General features: G+C 64.9%; 14 protein-coding genes. 13 read left to right on the top strand and 1 reads right to left on the bottom strand.

The window, feature by feature from the left end; translation table 11 throughout:
• Positions 1 to 541 precede the first annotated feature (541 nt).
• The 9 genes from nifE (at position 542) to nifM (ending at position 8,677) form a co-directional block, all read left to right on the top strand.
• A complete protein-coding gene (gene nifE, locus L2I46_RS23055) occupies positions 542 to 1,915 on the top strand; it encodes a nitrogenase iron-molybdenum cofactor biosynthesis protein NifE (protein ID WP_043875007.1) in 1,374 nt (457 codons plus the stop codon).
• A 9-nt stretch (positions 1,916 to 1,924) separates the two neighbouring features.
• A complete protein-coding gene (gene nifN / locus L2I46_RS23050) occupies positions 1,925 to 3,310 on the top strand; it encodes a nitrogenase iron-molybdenum cofactor biosynthesis protein NifN (RefSeq protein ID WP_236948241.1) in 1,386 nt (461 codons plus the stop codon).
• The gene (locus L2I46_RS23045; RefSeq protein WP_008804129.1) at positions 3,297 to 3,767 is read left to right on the top strand and encodes a NifB/NifX family molybdenum-iron cluster-binding protein; all 471 of its coding nucleotides are present in this window, start codon (positions 3,297 to 3,299) and stop codon (positions 3,765 to 3,767) included. The genes nifN and L2I46_RS23045 overlap by 14 nt, the downstream gene beginning before the upstream one ends.
• Positions 3,768 to 3,961: 194 nt before the next feature.
• Complete coding sequence (gene nifU, locus L2I46_RS23040) at positions 3,962 to 4,801, top strand: Fe-S cluster assembly protein NifU (protein ID WP_236948240.1); 840 nt, start codon at positions 3,962 to 3,964, stop codon at positions 4,799 to 4,801.
• A 15-nt stretch (positions 4,802 to 4,816) separates the two neighbouring features.
• Positions 4,817 to 6,019, top strand: a complete 1,203-nt coding sequence (nifS, locus tag L2I46_RS23035) for a cysteine desulfurase NifS (protein ID WP_236948239.1) — start codon at positions 4,817 to 4,819, stop codon at positions 6,017 to 6,019.
• Positions 6,020 to 6,034: 15 nt separating this feature from the next.
• Entirely contained in the window at positions 6,035 to 7,177 is a 1,143-nt protein-coding gene (gene nifV, locus L2I46_RS23030; protein WP_032700998.1) for a homocitrate synthase, read from the top strand.
• Between the two features lie 2 nt (positions 7,178 to 7,179).
• The gene (locus tag L2I46_RS23025) at positions 7,180 to 7,437 is read left to right on the top strand and encodes a nitrogenase-stabilizing/protective protein NifW (protein ID WP_008804125.1); all 258 of its coding nucleotides are present in this window, start codon (positions 7,180 to 7,182) and stop codon (positions 7,435 to 7,437) included.
• The gene (locus L2I46_RS23020) at positions 7,434 to 7,877 is read left to right on the top strand and encodes a nitrogen fixation protein NifZ (protein WP_038421500.1); all 444 of its coding nucleotides are present in this window, start codon (positions 7,434 to 7,436) and stop codon (positions 7,875 to 7,877) included. Before L2I46_RS23025 ends, L2I46_RS23020 begins: the two co-directional genes overlap by 4 nt.
• Positions 7,877 to 8,677 carry a nitrogen fixation protein NifM gene (nifM, locus tag L2I46_RS23015; protein ID WP_155011602.1) on the top strand — a complete coding sequence of 267 codons (801 nt, stop codon included), beginning with the start codon at positions 7,877 to 7,879 and terminating at the stop codon, positions 8,675 to 8,677. Before L2I46_RS23020 ends, nifM begins: the two co-directional genes overlap by 1 nt.
• Positions 8,678 to 8,699: 22 nt before the next feature.
• Here nifM and L2I46_RS23010 read toward each other — a convergent pair whose 3' ends face one another.
• Positions 8,700 to 9,230: a flavodoxin gene (locus L2I46_RS23010; protein WP_008804122.1), complete on the bottom strand. Its 531-nt coding sequence runs from the start codon at positions 9,228 to 9,230 to the stop codon at positions 8,700 to 8,702.
• A 319-nt stretch (positions 9,231 to 9,549) separates the two neighbouring features.
• On the opposite strand from L2I46_RS23010, the gene nifL reads away from it, so the two are divergent.
• The 4 genes from nifL (at position 9,550) to L2I46_RS22990 (ending at position 14,691) form a co-directional block, all read left to right on the top strand.
• Positions 9,550 to 11,034, top strand: coding sequence for a nitrogen fixation negative regulator NifL (nifL, locus tag L2I46_RS23005; protein WP_025714614.1), 1,485 nt, complete (start codon positions 9,550 to 9,552; stop codon positions 11,032 to 11,034).
• Positions 11,031 to 12,605 carry a nif-specific transcriptional activator NifA gene (gene nifA, locus L2I46_RS23000; RefSeq protein WP_047666776.1) on the top strand — a complete coding sequence of 525 codons (1,575 nt, stop codon included), beginning with the start codon at positions 11,031 to 11,033 and terminating at the stop codon, positions 12,603 to 12,605. The genes nifL and nifA overlap by 4 nt, the downstream gene beginning before the upstream one ends.
• Positions 12,606 to 12,769: 164 nt before the next feature.
• The gene (gene nifB, locus L2I46_RS22995; RefSeq protein WP_016161454.1) at positions 12,770 to 14,176 is read left to right on the top strand and encodes a nitrogenase cofactor biosynthesis protein NifB; all 1,407 of its coding nucleotides are present in this window, start codon (positions 12,770 to 12,772) and stop codon (positions 14,174 to 14,176) included.
• Positions 14,176 to 14,691 carry a nitrogen fixation protein NifQ gene (locus L2I46_RS22990; protein WP_236948238.1) on the top strand — a complete coding sequence of 172 codons (516 nt, stop codon included), beginning with the start codon at positions 14,176 to 14,178 and terminating at the stop codon, positions 14,689 to 14,691. The genes nifB and L2I46_RS22990 overlap by 1 nt, the downstream gene beginning before the upstream one ends.
• Positions 14,692 to 15,105: the final 414 nt, after the last annotated feature.

Below are 15,105 nucleotides of genomic sequence, written 5' to 3'. Positions count from 1 at the left end.
GGCTTTTTTTTGCCCCTGCAGGGGGAGTCCTTTCTTTCAGCAAGGCAAGCGCCGCAGGACAGGGACAAAAGTGACAGCGGGGGGGTTGGGCGCATCAGGAAAATTGGCGAGAACGCAGGCGCGCATCCAGGACTGGCCGCCAGGACGGCGGCCAGAGGGCGGTCGAGACAAGGATGTCGAGTCCGCCCGTTCCGCCAGATGAAGCCGGAGTGGAGCGGACCGCGCAGCGGCAATTTTCAGCGCCATGCGGGGGGTCATGGGGGCGGGCGAAACGCCCCCCATGCCGTTCACCCGCAGAGGGTGCGATGAAATAGAGAGGAAGGTCGGTGAACGGAATATTCCACCTTATCGACCTTTCCCACCATGAAAGAATGCCTGGCCTGGCTCTGAATAGCGGCACGAGGCAACATTTGCCTTCCCCCTGTTTGATTGTTGCCTTTGTCGCAAAACCCACAACCCTTTTCCCTTAAAAATCAACCTCCCTCTCCCTGGAGCGCGAATTGCATCACCTCTCCGGTCTCCCACCGTCAACGAGGTCACTATGAAGGGAAAGGAAATTCTGGCGCTGCTGGACGAACCCGCCTGCGAGCACAACCAGAAGCAAAAATCCGGCTGCAGCGCTCCTAAGCCCGGCGCAACCGCCGGCGGCTGCGCCTTCGACGGCGCGCAGATAACGCTCCTGCCCATCGCCGACGTCGCGCATCTGGTGCACGGCCCCATCGGCTGCGCGGGCAGCTCGTGGGATAACCGCGGCAGCGTCAGCGCCGGCCCGGCCCTAAACCGGCTCGGCTTTACCACCGATCTTAACGAACAGGATGTGATTATGGGCCGCGGCGAACGCCGCCTGTTCCACGCCGTCCGTCACATCGTCGACCGCTATCATCCGGCGGCGGTCTTTATCTACAACACCTGCGTACCGGCGATGGAGGGGGATGACCTGGAGGCCGTCTGCCAGGCCGCACAGACCGCCACCGGCGTCCCGGTCATCGCCATTGACGCCGCCGGTTTCTACGGCAGTAAAAATCTTGGCAACCGAATGGCGGGCGACGTGATGCTCAGGCAGGTGATTGGCCAGCGCGAACCGGCCCCGTGGCCAGACAACACGCCCTTTGCCCCGGCCCAGCGCCACGATATCGGCCTGATTGGCGAATTCAATATCGCCGGCGAGTTCTGGCAGGTCCAGCCGCTGCTCGACGAGCTGGGGATCCGCGTCCTCGGCAGCCTCTCCGGCGACGGCCGCTTTGCCGAGATCCAGACCCTGCACCGGGCGCAGGCCAATATGCTGGTGTGCTCGCGCGCGCTGATCAACGTCGCCCGGGGGCTGGAGCTGCGCTACGGCACGCCGTGGTTTGAAGGCAGCTTCTACGGGATCCGCGCCACCTCCGACGCCTTGCGCCAGCTGGCGACACTGCTGGGGGATGACGACCTGTTCCGCCGCACCGAGGCGCTGATCGCCCGCGAAGAGCAGGCGGCGGAGCAGGCGCTGGCGCCGTGGCGCGAGCAGCTCCGTGGGCGCAAAGTGTTGCTCTACACCGGCGGCGTGAAATCCTGGTCGGTGGTATCAGCCCTGCAGGATCTCGGCATGACCGTGGTGGCCACCGGCACGCGGAAATCCACCGAGGAGGACAAACAGCGGATCCGTGAGCTGATGGGCGACGAGGCGGTGATGCTTGAGGAGGGCAATGCCCGCACCCTGCTCGACGTGGTGTACCGCTATCAGGCCGACCTGATGATCGCCGGCGGACGCAATATGTACACCGCCTGGAAAGCCCGGCTGCCGTTTCTCGATATCAATCAGGAGCGCGAGCACGCCTACGCCGGCTATCAGGGCATCATCACCCTCGCCCGCCAGCTCTGTCTGACCCTCGCCAGTCCCGTCTGGCCGCAAACGCATACCCGCGCCCCGTGGCGCTAGGAGAACACCATGGCAGACATTATCCGCAGTGAAAAACCGCTGGCGGTGAGCCCGATTAAAACCGGGCAACCGCTCGGGGCGATCCTCGCCAGCCTCGGGCTGGCCCAGGCCATCCCGCTGGTCCACGGCGCCCAGGGCTGCAGCGCCTTCGCCAAAGTTTTCTTTATTCAGCATTTCCATGACCCGGTGCCGCTGCAGTCGACGGCCATGGATCCGACCGCCACGATCATGGGGGCCGACGGCAATATCTTCACCGCGCTCGACACCCTCTGCCAGCGCCACAGCCCGCAGGCCATCGTGCTGCTCAGCACCGGTCTGGCGGAAGCGCAGGGCAGCGATATCGCCCGGGTGGTGCGCCAGTTTCGCGAGGCGCATCCGCGCCATAACGGCGTGGCGATCCTCACCGTCAATACCCCGGATTTTTTTGGCTCGATGGAAAACGGCTACAGCGCGGTGATCGAGAGCGTGATCGAGCAGTGGGTCGCGCCGACGCCGCGTCCGGGGCTGCGACCCCGGCGGGTCAACCTGCTGGTCAGCCACCTCTGTTCGCCAGGGGATATCGAATGGCTGGGCCGCTGCGTGGAGGCCTTTGGCCTGCAGCCGGTGATCCTGCCGGACCTCTCGCAGTCAATGGATGGCCACCTCGGTGAAGGGGATTTTACGCCCCTGACCCAGGGCGGCGCCTCGCTGCGCCAGATTGCCCAGATGGGCCAGAGTCTGGGCAGCTTCGCCATTGGCGTGTCGCTCCAGCGGGCGGCATCGCTCCTGACCCAACGCAGCCGCGGCGACGTGATCGCCCTGCCGCATCTGATGACCCTCGACCATTGCGATACCTTTATCCATCAGCTGGCGAAGATGTCCGGACGCCGCGTACCGGCCTGGATTGAGCGCCAGCGCGGCCAGCTGCAGGATGCGATGATCGACTGCCATATGTGGCTTCAGGGCCAGCGCATGGCGATGGCGGCGGAGGGCGACCTGCTGGCGGCGTGGTGTGATTTCGCCCGCAGCCAGGGGATACAGCCCGGCCCGCTGGTCGCCCCCACCAGCCACCCCAGCCTGCGCCAGCTGCCGGTCGAGCAAGTCGTGCCGGGGGATCTTGAGGATCTGCAGCAGCTGCTGAGCCACCAACCCGCCGATCTGCTGGTGGCTAACTCTCACGCCCGCGATCTGGCGGAGCAGTTTGCCCTGCCGCTGATCCGCGTCGGTTTTCCCCTCTTCGACCGGCTCGGTGAGTTTCGTCGCGTCCGCCAGGGGTACGCCGGTATGCGAGATACGCTGTTTGAGCTGGCCAATCTGCTGCGCGACCGCCATCACCACACCGCCCTCTACCACTCGCCGCTTCGCCAGGGCGCCGCTCCCCAGTCGGCTTCAGGAGACGCTTATGCCGCCCATTAACCGTCAGTTTGATATGGTCCACGCCGACGAGTGGTCGATGAAAGTCGCCTTCGCCAGCTCCGATTACCGCCACGTCGATCAGCATTTCGGCGCCACGCCGCGGCTGGTGGTCTACGGCGTCAAAGCCGACCGGGTCACCCTGCTGCGGGTGGTGGAGTTCCCGGTCGCCAGCGGTCACCAGACCGAGAAGATAGCCGAGCGCATCCATGCCCTTGAGGATTGCGTCACCCTGTTCTGTGTGGCGATTGGCGAGGCGGTTTTTCGCCAGCTGCTGCAGGTGGGCGTCCGCGCCGAACGCGTCCCTGACCAGACCACCATCCTCGGCTTGCTGCAGGAGATCCAACTCTCCTGGTATGAAAAAGCGCAGCGCCGCAGCGCGCGGCAACGCGATCCGCAGCGCTTTAACCGCCTGCTGGAGGAGCCGGCGTGGCGGGAGGAGCCCGACCCGCTCCCCTGATCCTGTCGTTTATGTGACAAAGCCCACAAAACGCCACAACAGTGTCGGCCCTGTCGGGGGCGCTTAACCCGCCAGGTCATTAACAAATAAGGTTTTTATGCGTTGGTATCGCAATTGCTTGGGGGTCAGTACCACCGCCAGTCTGCGGTGTACCGCGCCCCGGCGTTTTCGTCATCATCCCTGGAGCTGACAGCATGTGGAACTACTCCGAGAAAGTAAAAGACCATTTTTTTCATCCCCGCAACGCGCGCGTGGTCGACAACGCCAACGCGGTGGGCGATGTGGGTTCATTAAGCTGCGGCGATGCGCTGCGCCTGATGCTGCGGGTTGATCCGCAGACCGAGATCATCGAGGAGGCGGGCTTCCAGACCTTCGGCTGCGGCAGCGCCATCGCCTCCTCTTCCGCGCTGACGGAGCTGATTATCGGCCACACCCTGACCGAAGCCGGGCAGATCACCAACCAGCAGATCGCCGACTACCTCGACGGTCTGCCGCCGGAAAAAATGCACTGCTCGGTGATGGGCCAGGAAGCGCTGCGTGCGGCCATCGCCCATTTTCGCGGCGAAAGCCTTGAGGAGGAGCATGAGGAGGGTAAGCTGATCTGTAAATGCTTCGGCGTCGACGAAGGGCATATTCGCCGGGCCGTGGTGAACAACGGCCTGACCACCCTCGAAGAAGTGATTAACTACACCAAAGCCGGCGGCGGCTGCACCGCCTGCCATGAAAAAATTGAGCTGGCGCTGGCGGCGATCCTCGCCCAACAGCCGCCAGCGCCCCTGCCAGCGGAGACGGCCCACGATGCGCACTGGCAAAGCGTGGTCGATACCATCAACGAACTGCGCCCGCACATTCAGGCCGACGGCGGCGACATGACGTTGCTCAACGTCACCCCGCGTCAGGTGACCGTCAGCCTCTCCGGCAGCTGCAGCGGCTGCATGATGACCAACATGACCCTCGCCTGGCTGCAGCAAAAGCTGATGGAGCGTACCGGAACTTACATGGACGTGGTGGCGGCCCCGGCCGCGGTTAACTAACCCAAGGGGGATACGATGAAACCTGTTTATCTCGATAACAACGCCACCACCCGTCTCGACCCGATGGTTCTCGACGCGATGATGCCCTTTTTAACCGACTTTTACGGCAACCCTTCGTCGATACACTATTTTGGTCTGCCGGCGCAGGCGGCCCTTGAACGGGCGCACCAGCAGGTGGCCGCCCTGCTCGGGGCCGACTACCCCAGCGAGATCATCTTTACCTCCTGCGCCACCGAGGCCACCACCACCGCTATCGCCTCGGCGGTGGCCCTGATGCCGGAGCGGCGCGAAATCATCACCAGCGCGGTCGAACATCCCGCCACTCTGGCGGTGTGCGAACAGCTGGAGCGCCAGGGATACCTGATCCACCGTATCGCCGTGGATCAGCAGGGCGCCCTGGATATGGCGCAATTTCGGGCGGCGCTTAGCCCGCGCGTGGCGCTGGTCAGCATCATGTGGGCCAATAACGAAACCGGCGTCATGTTCCCGGTGCCCGAACTGGCGGAGCTGGCTCATGAGCAGGGCGCGCTGTTTCACTGCGACGCGGTGCAGGTGGTGGGCAAAATCCCGATGACGCTCAGCCAGACGCGGATCGATATGCTCTCCTGCTCGGCGCATAAATTCCACGGTCCCAAAGGGGTGGGCTGCCTCTGGCTGCGGCGGGGAACGCGTTTTCGCCCGCTGCTGCGCGGCGGCCACCAGGCGCATGGCCGGCGGGCCGGTACGGAAAATATCAGCGGCATTGTCGGGATGGGCGCCGCCAGCGAGCTGGCACAGGTTCATCTGCCGGGCATGGCGCAGATTAGCCAGCTGCGCGATCGTCTTGAACAGCATCTCCAGGCCACTATCCCGGCGGTGACGGTGATGGGCGGCAGCCAGCCGCGGGTGCCCGGCACTCTCAATCTGGCCTTCGAGTGTATCGAGGGCGAGGCAATCCTGCTGCTGATGAATCAGGCCGGGATCGCCGCCTCCAGCGGCAGCGCCTGCACCTCCGGCTCGCTGGAGCCGTCGCACGTCATGCGGGCAATGAATATCCCCTACACTGCGGCCCACGGCACCATCCGCTTCTCCCTCTCACGCTATACCCGGGAAAAAGAGATCGACTACGTCATCGCCACCCTGCCGTCGGTTATCGACCGGCTGCGCGCCCTGTCGCCCTACTGGCGACAGGGTCAGCCGCACCTGCAGGATGGCGCCTTCACGCCGGTCTACGGCTAAGGCGGGGAGACAATGATGGGACGCGTACTGATTAACGACACCACCCTGCGCGATGGTGAACAGAGTCCCGGCGTGGCCTTTCAGGCCAGCGAAAAGATCGCCATCGCCGAGGCGCTGTACGCGGCGGGGATCGAAGCCATGGAGGTCGGCACCCCGGCGATGGGCGAGGAGGAGTGCGCCCGCATCCGGCAGGTGCGCCGTCAGCTCCCGGGCGCCACGCTGATGACCTGGTGCCGGATGCAGGCGGGAGAAATTCGCCAGAGCGCCGACCTGGGCATGGACTGGGTGGATATCTCCATCCCCGCCTCCGACAAGCTGCGGCAGTACAAACTGCGCGAAGGCTTACCGCTGCTGCTGGAGCGGCTGGCGGCCCTGATCCACCTCGCCCACACCCTTGGCCTGAAGGTCTGCATTGGCTGTGAGGACGCCTCGCGAGCCAGCGACGCGACGCTGCAGGACATTGCCCACCTGGCCCGGGAGGCGGGAGCCACCCGTCTGCGCTATGCCGATACCGTCGGTATCCTCGACCCGTTCACCACCGCGGCGCAGATCGCCGCCCTGCGCCGCGTCTGGCCCGGCGAACTCGAGATGCACGCCCATAACGATCTGGGCCTGGCTACCGCCAACACCCTGGCGGCGGTGCGCGCCGGGGCCACCAGCGTGAACACCACCGTGCTGGGCCTGGGCGAACGCGCGGGCAACGCGGCGCTGGAGACCGTGGCGCTCGGACTGGAGCGCTGCCTGGAGGTCAAGACCGGCGTGCGTTTCACCGCCCTGCCGGCGCTGTGCGAACAGGTGGCCCTCGCCACCCGCCGCCCGGTGGATCCCCAGCAGCCGCTGGTGGGTGAGCTGGTCTTTACCCACGAATCCGGCGTGCACGTTGCGGCGCTGCTGCGCGACAGCGAGAGCTATCAGGCGATCGACCCCGCCCTGCTGGGCCGCGGCTATCGGCTGGTGCTGGGCAAACACTCCGGTCGCCAGGCGGTTAACGGCGTCTTCGATCGGATGGGTTATCACCTGACATCAGCGCAAATTGACCAGCTGCTGCCAGCGCTCCGTCGCTTTGCCGAAAACGGCAAACGCAGCCCGCGGGATGATGAGCTGGCGGCAATCTACCACGCGCTCTGCAGCGCCGAAACGCTGCAGGCCAGGGGCTGAGTATGGAGTGGTTTTATCAGATCCCCGGCGTGGGCGACCTGCGCTCCGCCGATGCGTTCTTTCAGTTTTTCGCCGTTCCCTACCAGCCCGAGCGCCTGGCGCACTGCAGCCTGCCGGTGCTGGCCACCTTTCACCGCAAGCTGAAGGCGGAAGTGCCTCTGCTCAACCAGCTGGAGGATAACCCGCGCGCGCACTGGCTGCTGGCGCGCCGACTGCTGGCGGAGAGTTATCAGCAACAGTTCGAGGAGAACACGCCATGAGACCCCGATTTACCTTTAGCGAAGCGGTCCGCGTCGTGCGCGCCATCCGTAACGATGGCACCTATGCGGGCCTGCCGTCCGGCGCCCTGCTGGTGCGCCGGGGCAGCATCGGCTATGTCCGCGACTGGGGAGTATTCTTGCAGGACCAGATCATCTACCAGATCCACTTCCCGGACTGCGACCGGGTGGTCGGCTGTCGCGAACAGGAGCTGATTGCCGGCGATCGGCCCTGGCTGGCCGGCAATCTGCAGTATGGCGATAGCGTAATCTGTCAGACGGCGCTGGCGATGCAGGGCGAGATGGTGGTCAGCGTCGGTCAGTTGGGGCGCATCGAAGCCACCGACCGGGGCGAGCATGGCAACGGCTATATCGTCGACTTCGGCGGCCGCTGGTTCCAGGTCCCGGTAAGCGCGCTGGCGCTGGCAGAGGAGGAAGAATAATGGAGCCCTGGCAACGATTTGGCCGGCAGCGGCTGGCGCAGAGCCGCTGGAACTGCGAGCCGGCGGCCATCGCCGCGGTCGACCGGCAGGCCTTCGAGGCGGCCTGGCAGCGCCAGGCCCAGATGGAGCAGGTTATTGTCGCCCAGATTGCGCCGGAGGCGATCCCCGCCGCGCTGCAGGAGGGCCTCGCCACTTCGCTGGGCGCCTGGCTGGATGAGGGAGGATTTACGCCAGCGGAGCGGGCGGCAATCGTCCTGCACCACGCCCGGCTGGAAACCGCCTTCGCCGGGATTGCCAGCCAGGCGCCGCGGCCGGATCCCGCCACGGTGCAGGCCTGGTATCTGCGGCATCAGGCGCAGTTTATGCGCCCGGAACAGCGCCTGACCCGCCATCTGCTGCTCACCGTCGATGGCGACGACCAGACGGTTTACTCGCGCATACGGGAGCTTCATGGGCAAATCGAAGCCTCCCGCGAGGCGTTTGCGCCGCTGGCCCAGCGACACTCCCACTGCCCGAGCGCGCTGGACGGCGGACTGCTGGGGTGGATCGGCCGGGGGCTGCTCTATCCGCAGCTGGAGGAGGCGCTGTTTGCGCTGGCGGAAAATGCGCTGAGCGCGCCGGTGGCCAGTGAGCTCGGCTGGCATCTGATCTGGTGTGAGGCCATTCGCCCTGCCGCGCCGATGACGCCTGAGCAGGCACTGGAAAGCGCCCGCGATTACCTCAGTCAACAGAGCCAGCGCCGCCACCAGCGCCAGTGGCTGGCCGAGATGTTAGCGCGCCAGCCGGGGCTGTGCGGGTAGCCGACAGGCTACCCGCCATCGCCTACAGCAGATGCGGTTTAATCTCCTCAAGCCAGGTCGCCAGCCGCGCGTCGGTCTCGTCGAACTGGTTATCCTGGTCCAGCACCAGCCCGACAAAGCGATCCCCCTCCAGCGCCGATGAGGCGCTGAACTCATACCCCTCGTTCGGCCAGCTGCCGATCATCGTCGCCCCGCGGGCACGCAGGGCGTCGTACAGCGGCCGCAGCCCGCTGGCGAAGTTATCCGGATAGCCACGCTGATCGCCGAGGCCAAACAGCGCCACCGTTTTCCCCTGCAGGCTAACGTCGCCGAGGTTGCGGATAAACTCGGCCCACGACTCGCTCTCGCCCCCGGCCTCGAGGCCCGGCAGCTGGCCGTCGCCCAGCGTCGGCGTCCCCAACAGCAGGGCCGGGTAGGCCAGCAGGTCCGCCAGCGTGGCGCGGTTAATATTGACCGGGGCGGCGGCGGCCTCCCCCAGCTGCTTGTGGATCATTTTCGCGATCTTGCGGGTTTTACCGGTATCGGTACCAAAGAAAATGCCAATGTTCGCCATAGTACGCTCCTGTCGGAATGGTGTTGAAAAAAGGAATGACGACAGAGGTATTGCGAAGGCTGTGCCAGGTTGCCCTGCACCGCGACGGCCCATCCCTGCCCCATCAGGATCGCTTCGCATCACGATGCCGCGCGCCAAAGGCGCACCCGGCGGGGCGAAAGGTAAAAATCCGTGAATTTTCCCCCTGTCGGATCAATGTTTCGCGTGGTCGTTCCGATAAGGGCGCACACTTTGCATGGTTATCCGGGTTCGGCTTACCCCGCCGCGTTTTGCGCACGGTGTCGGACAATTTGTCATAACTGCGACACAGGAGTTTGCGATGACCCTGAATATGATGCTCGATAACGCCGCGCCGGAGGCCATCGCCGGCGCGCTGACTCAACAACATCCGGGGCTGTTTTTTACCATGGTGGAACAGGCCTCGGTGGCCATCTCCCTCACCGATGCCAGCGCCAGGATCATTTACGCCAACCCGGCGTTTTGCCGCCAGACCGGCTATTCGCTGGCGCAATTGTTAAACCAGAACCCACGCCTGCTGGCCAGCAGCCAGACGCCGCGCGAGATCTATCAGGAGATGTGGCATACCCTGCTCCAGCGTCAGCCCTGGCGCGGCCAGCTGATTAATCAGCGTCGGGACGGCGGCCTGTACCTGGTGGAGATTGACATCACCCCGGTGCTTAGCCCGCAAGGGGAACTGGAGCATTATCTGGCGATGCAGCGGGATATCAGCGTCAGCTACACCCTCGAGCAGCGGCTGCGCAACCATATGACCCTGATGGAGGCGGTGCTGAATAATATCCCCGCCGCCGTGGTAGTGGTGGACGAGCAGGATCGGGTGGTGATGGACAACCTCGCCTACAAAACCTTCTGCGCTGACTGCGGCGGCCGGGAGCTGCTCACCGAGCTGCAGGTCTCCCCTGGCCGGATGACGCCCGGCGTGGAGGCGATCCTGCCGGTGGCGCTGCGCGGGGCCGCGCGCTGGCTGTCAGTGACCTGCTGGCCGTTGCCCGGCGTCAGCGAAGAGGCCAGCCGCTACTTTATCGACAGCGCGCTGGCGCGGACCCTGGTGGTGATCGCCGACTGTACCCAGCAGCGTCAGCAGCAGGAGCAAGGACGCCTTGACCGGCTGAAGCAGCAAATGACCGCCGGCAAGCTGCTGGCGGCGATCCGCGAGTCGCTGGACGCCGCGCTGATCCAGCTGAACTGCCCGATTAATATGCTGGCGGCAGCCCGTCGGCTGAACGGCGAGGGAAGCGGGAATGTGGCGCTGGAGGCCGCCTGGCGTGAAGGGGAAGAGGCGATGGCGCGGCTCCAGCGCTGTCGCCCATCGCTGGAACTCGAAAACCCCGCCGTCTGGCCGCTGCAGCCCTTTTTCGACGATCTGTGCGCCCTCTACCGTACCCGCTTCGATCCCGACGGGCTGCAGGTCGACATGGCCTCACCGCATCTGATCGGCTTTGGCCAGCGCACCCCGCTGCTGGCGTGCTTAAGCCTGTGGCTCGACCGCACCCTGGCCCTCGCCGCCGAATTGCCCTCCGTGCCGCTGGCGATGCAGCTCTATGCCGAGGAGAACGACGGCTGGCTGTCGCTGTACCTGACTGACAACGTACCGCTGCTGCAGGTGCGCTACGCTCACTCCCCCGACGCGCTGAACTCGCCGGGCAAAGGCATGGAGCTGCGGCTGATCCAGACCCTGGTGGCGCACCATCGCGGGGCCATTGAGCTGGCTTCCCGACCGCAGGGCGGCACCTGCCTGACCCTGCGTTTCCCGCTGTTTAACACCCTGACCGGAGGTGAAGCATGATCCCTGAATCCGACCCGGACACCACCGTCAGACGCTTCGACCTCTCTCAGCAGTTCACCGCCATGCAGCGGATAAGCGTGGTGCTGAGCCGGGCCACCGAGGCCAGCAAAACGCTTCAGGAGGTACTCACTGTATTGCACAACGATGCCTTTATGCAGCACGGGATGATCTGCCTGTACGACAGCGAGCAGGAGATCCTCAGTATCGAAGCGCTGCAGCAAACCGGCCAGCAGCCCCTCCCCGGCAGCACGCAGATCCGCTATCGCCCCGGCGAGGGACTGGTGGGGACCGTGCTGGCCCAGGGGCAGTCGCTGGTGCTGCCCCGGGTCGCCGACGATCAGCGTTTTCTCGACCGCCTGAGCCTCTACGATTACGATCTGCCGTTTATCGCCGTACCGTTGATGGGGCCCAACGCCCGGCCAATAGGGGTGCTGGCGGCCCAGCCGATGGCGCGCCAGGAAGAGCGGCTGCCGGCCTGCACCCGTTTTCTCGAAACCGTCGCCAACCTCGTCGCCCAGACCATCCGGCTGATGATCCTTCCGGCCTCACCCGCCCTGTCGAGCCGCCAGCCGCCGAAGGTGGAACGGCCGCCGGCCTGCTCGTCGTCGCGCGGCGTGGGCCTTGACAATATGGTCGGCAAGAGCCCGGCGATGCGCCAGATCGTGGAGGTGATCCGTCAGGTTTCGCGCTGGGACACCACCGTGCTGGTGCGCGGTGAAAGCGGCACCGGGAAAGAGCTGATCGCCAACGCCATCCATCACCATTCGCCACGGGCTGGCGCCGCCTTCGTCAAATTTAACTGCGCGGCGCTGCCGGACACCCTGCTGGAAAGCGAACTGTTCGGCCATGAGAAAGGCGCCTTTACCGGGGCGGTGCGTCAGCGTAAAGGACGTTTTGAGCTGGCGGATGGCGGCACCCTGTTCCTCGATGAGATTGGTGAAAGCAGCGCCTCGTTCCAGGCCAAGCTGCTGCGTATCCTCCAGGAGGGGGAGATGGAGCGGGTCGGCGGCGATGAGACCCTGCGGGTGAATGTCCGCATCATCGCCGCCACCAACCGTCACCTGGAGGAGGAGGTCCGGCTGGGCCATTTCCGCGAGGATCTCTATTATCGTCTGAACGTGATGCCCATCGCCCTGCCCCCGCTGCGCGAGCGTCAGGAGGACATCGCCGAGCTGGCGCACTTCCTGGTGCGCAAAATCGGCCAGCATCAGGGGCGCACGCTGCGGATCAGCGAGGGCGCGATCCGCCTGCTGATGGAGTACAGCTGGCCGGGTAACGTTCGCGAACTGGAGAACTGCCTCGAACGATCGGCGGTGATGTCGGAGAGTGGCCTGATCGATCGCGACGTGATCCTCTTCACTCACCAGGATCGTCCCGCCAAAGCCCTGCCTGCCAGCGGGCCAGCGGAAGACAGCTGGCTGGACAACAGCCTGGACGAACGTCAGCGACTGATCGCCGCGCTGGAAAAAGCCGGCTGGGTGCAGGCCAAGGCGGCACGGCTACTGGGGATGACGCCGCGCCAGGTCGCTTACCGGATCCAGATCATGGATATCACCCTGCCGCGTCTGTAGGCCGCGGTGTCAGGTTCAGGACATTGTCGTCAGTGCGGCAGGAACGCGACAATGTTGTGCCGCAGGGATGCGGGATAATGCTTTATTTTTCAGCCAGATAAGAAATTCGTCTCTGGTACGTCGTTTGCAGCAGGAAGGTATCGCCCAACCATGAAGGTACGACCATGACTTCCTGCTCTTCTTTTTCCGGCGGTAACGCCTGTCAGTCGGCGGACGCCAGCGCGTTAGCGCCGCGGGTGGCCGACAAGGTCGCCGCGCACCCCTGCTACTCCCGCAGCGGGCACCACCGTTTCGCCCGGATGCATCTTCCGGTCGCCCCGGCCTGCAATCTGCAGTGCAACTACTGCAACCGTAAATTCGACTGCAGCAATGAGTCCCGTCCCGGGGTGTCATCGACGCTGCTGACCCCCGAGCAGGCGGTGTTGAAAGTGCGCCAGGTGGCCCAGGCCATCCCGCAGCTGTCGGTGGTCGGCATAGCCGGGCCCGGCGATCCGCTGGCCAATATGACCCGCACCTTCCGCACCCTGGAGCTGGTCCGCGACCAGCTTCCGGATCTCAAATTATGCCTGTCAACCAACGGGCTGATGCTGCCCGACGCGGTCGATCGCCTGCTGGAGGTCGGCGTGGATCACGTCACGGTGACCATCAATACCCTGGATGCCGATATCGCCGGGCAAATCTATGCCTGGCTGTGGCTCGACGGCGAACGCTACTGCGGCCGGGAAGCCGGGGAGATCCTGATTGCCCGCCAGCTTGAAGGAGTCCGCAGGCTGACCGCCGCGGGAGTGCTGGTCAAGATAAACTCGGTGCTGATCCCGGGGATCAACGACGGCGGCATGGCTGAGGTCGGCCGTCGTTTGCGGGAAAGTGGCGCGTTTATTCACAATATTATGCCGCTGATTGCCAGACCGGAGCACGGCACGGTCTTTGGTCTCAACGGCCAGCCGGAGCCGGACGCCGGGATGCTCGCCGCGATCCGCAGCCAGTGCGGGGAGGTGATGCCGCAGATGACCCACTGCCACCAGTGCCGTGCCGACGCCATCGGCATGCTGGGCGAAGATCGCAGCCAGCAGTTCACCCGGCTGCCGGACCCGGACAGCCTCCCCGACTGGCTGCCCATCCTCCACCAGCGCGCCGAACTTCATGCCAGCCTCGCCACGCAGGGGGAGTCGGACGCGGATGACGCCTGTCTGGTGGCCGTGGCCTCCCGCCACGGCGAGGTCATTGACTGTCATTTTGGCCATGCCGACCGCTTCTCGATCTACAGCCTGTCGGCCGCAGGTATGGTGCTGGTGGGCGAGCGCTTTACGCCAAAATATTGCCGCGGCGAAGAGGAGTGTGATCCACAGGAGAACGAGGCCAGACTGGCGGCGCTGCTGGCGCTGCTCGCCGACGTAAAAGCGGTGTTCTGCGTGCGTATCGGCCATACGCCATGGCAGCAACTGGAATTGCAGGGCATTGAGCCGCAGGTGGACGGCGCGTGGCGTTCGGTCGCCGAGGTGCTGCCTGCCTGGTGGCAGCGGCGGCGCCAGAGCCTGGCGGCATCGCGTCTGCGTCAGGGGGTCGCCTGATGGCGCCGGTCGACTGGTTGACCCGACTGTGGCGATTGTACCACGCCGGAAAAGGCTGCTTTCCGCTGCGGATGGGGCTGACGCCCGCGGCATGGCGGGCGCTGCAGCAGCGGCTGGGCGAGGTGGCGACGCCGCTGGACAGCGCGACGCTGAGCCGCCGTCGGCTGATGACCGAGCTGAATGCTACCCGCGACGAAGAGCGTCGGCAGCTGGGGCAGTGGCTGACGGAGTGGATGGCGCCGGGGGCCGAACCGATGGCGCAGATCGTCGCCGAGGTAGCGCTGGCGTTTAACCATCTGTGGGAGGATCTGGGACTCGATTCGCGGGCGGAACTGGGCCGGCTGATGAGCGACTGCTTTCCACTGCTGGTGGTGCAGAACGTCCACCATATGCGCTGGAAAAAGTTCTTTTACCGCCAGCGCTGCCTGCAGTCGCAGGGGGAGATTGTCTGCCGATCGCCAAGCTGCGACGAGTGCCTGGAGCGCATCCTCTGCTTCGAACCGCCGCCGCTATAAACAAGCCGCAGCCCCCTGCGACTGACCCAACCACACTCGCGTTTAACCCCTTTACGCGAGTTTCTGCCGGGTGGCGCTTCGCTTACCCGGCCTACAAAGACATTTACATATCAAAAAGTTACTCAACACCGTAGGCCCGGCAAGCGCCGCGCCGCCGGGCAATATATCAGGCTCCGTGTCCAACATGTTGCCGGGTGGCGCTTCGCTTACCCGGCCTACATAACCATTTATATATCAGATGGTTAACCATCACCGTAGGCCCGGCAAGCGCAGCGCCGCCGGGCAAGGATAGCGGGCGCGGAGCCGCTTTTGTGCCGGGTGGCGCTTCGCTTACCCAGCCTACAACCCCAAATCACCACTGGATCAGGGGCCGCTGAAACTGCCGGTGCTGGCGGCCTCAAAATCGCTGAGACG

Origin of the sequence: Klebsiella sp. 2019SCSN059 (assembly GCF_021739525.1) — a bacterium.
GTDB classification, from domain to species: domain Bacteria; phylum Pseudomonadota; class Gammaproteobacteria; order Enterobacterales; family Enterobacteriaceae; genus Klebsiella; species Klebsiella quasipneumoniae.
Note: the sequence above shows the minus strand (reverse complement) of the source record. Positions and strands in the feature narration are given on the sequence as shown.

Coding starts and splice junctions, on each gene's coding strand:
- nifS (WP_236948239.1), top strand. CDS start 4,817: ATGAAACCTGTTTATCTCGATAACAACGCCACCACCCGTCTCGACCCG.
- nifB (WP_016161454.1), top strand. CDS start 12,770: ATGACTTCCTGCTCTTCTTTTTCCGGCGGTAACGCCTGTCAGTCGGCG.
- nifM (WP_155011602.1), top strand. CDS start 7,877: ATGGAGCCCTGGCAACGATTTGGCCGGCAGCGGCTGGCGCAGAGCCGC.
- L2I46_RS23010 (WP_008804122.1), bottom strand. CDS start 9,230: ATGGCGAACATTGGCATTTTCTTTGGTACCGATACCGGTAAAACCCGC.
- nifA (WP_047666776.1), top strand. CDS start 11,031: ATGATCCCTGAATCCGACCCGGACACCACCGTCAGACGCTTCGACCTC.
- L2I46_RS23020 (WP_038421500.1), top strand. CDS start 7,434: ATGAGACCCCGATTTACCTTTAGCGAAGCGGTCCGCGTCGTGCGCGCC.
- nifE (WP_043875007.1), top strand. CDS start 542: ATGAAGGGAAAGGAAATTCTGGCGCTGCTGGACGAACCCGCCTGCGAG.
- nifV (WP_032700998.1), top strand. CDS start 6,035: ATGGGACGCGTACTGATTAACGACACCACCCTGCGCGATGGTGAACAG.
- L2I46_RS22990 (WP_236948238.1), top strand. CDS start 14,176: ATGGCGCCGGTCGACTGGTTGACCCGACTGTGGCGATTGTACCACGCC.
- L2I46_RS23045 (WP_008804129.1), top strand. CDS start 3,297: ATGCCGCCCATTAACCGTCAGTTTGATATGGTCCACGCCGACGAGTGG.
- nifN (WP_236948241.1), top strand. CDS start 1,925: ATGGCAGACATTATCCGCAGTGAAAAACCGCTGGCGGTGAGCCCGATT.
- L2I46_RS23025 (WP_008804125.1), top strand. CDS start 7,180: ATGGAGTGGTTTTATCAGATCCCCGGCGTGGGCGACCTGCGCTCCGCC.
- nifL (WP_025714614.1), top strand. CDS start 9,550: ATGACCCTGAATATGATGCTCGATAACGCCGCGCCGGAGGCCATCGCC.
- nifU (WP_236948240.1), top strand. CDS start 3,962: ATGTGGAACTACTCCGAGAAAGTAAAAGACCATTTTTTTCATCCCCGC.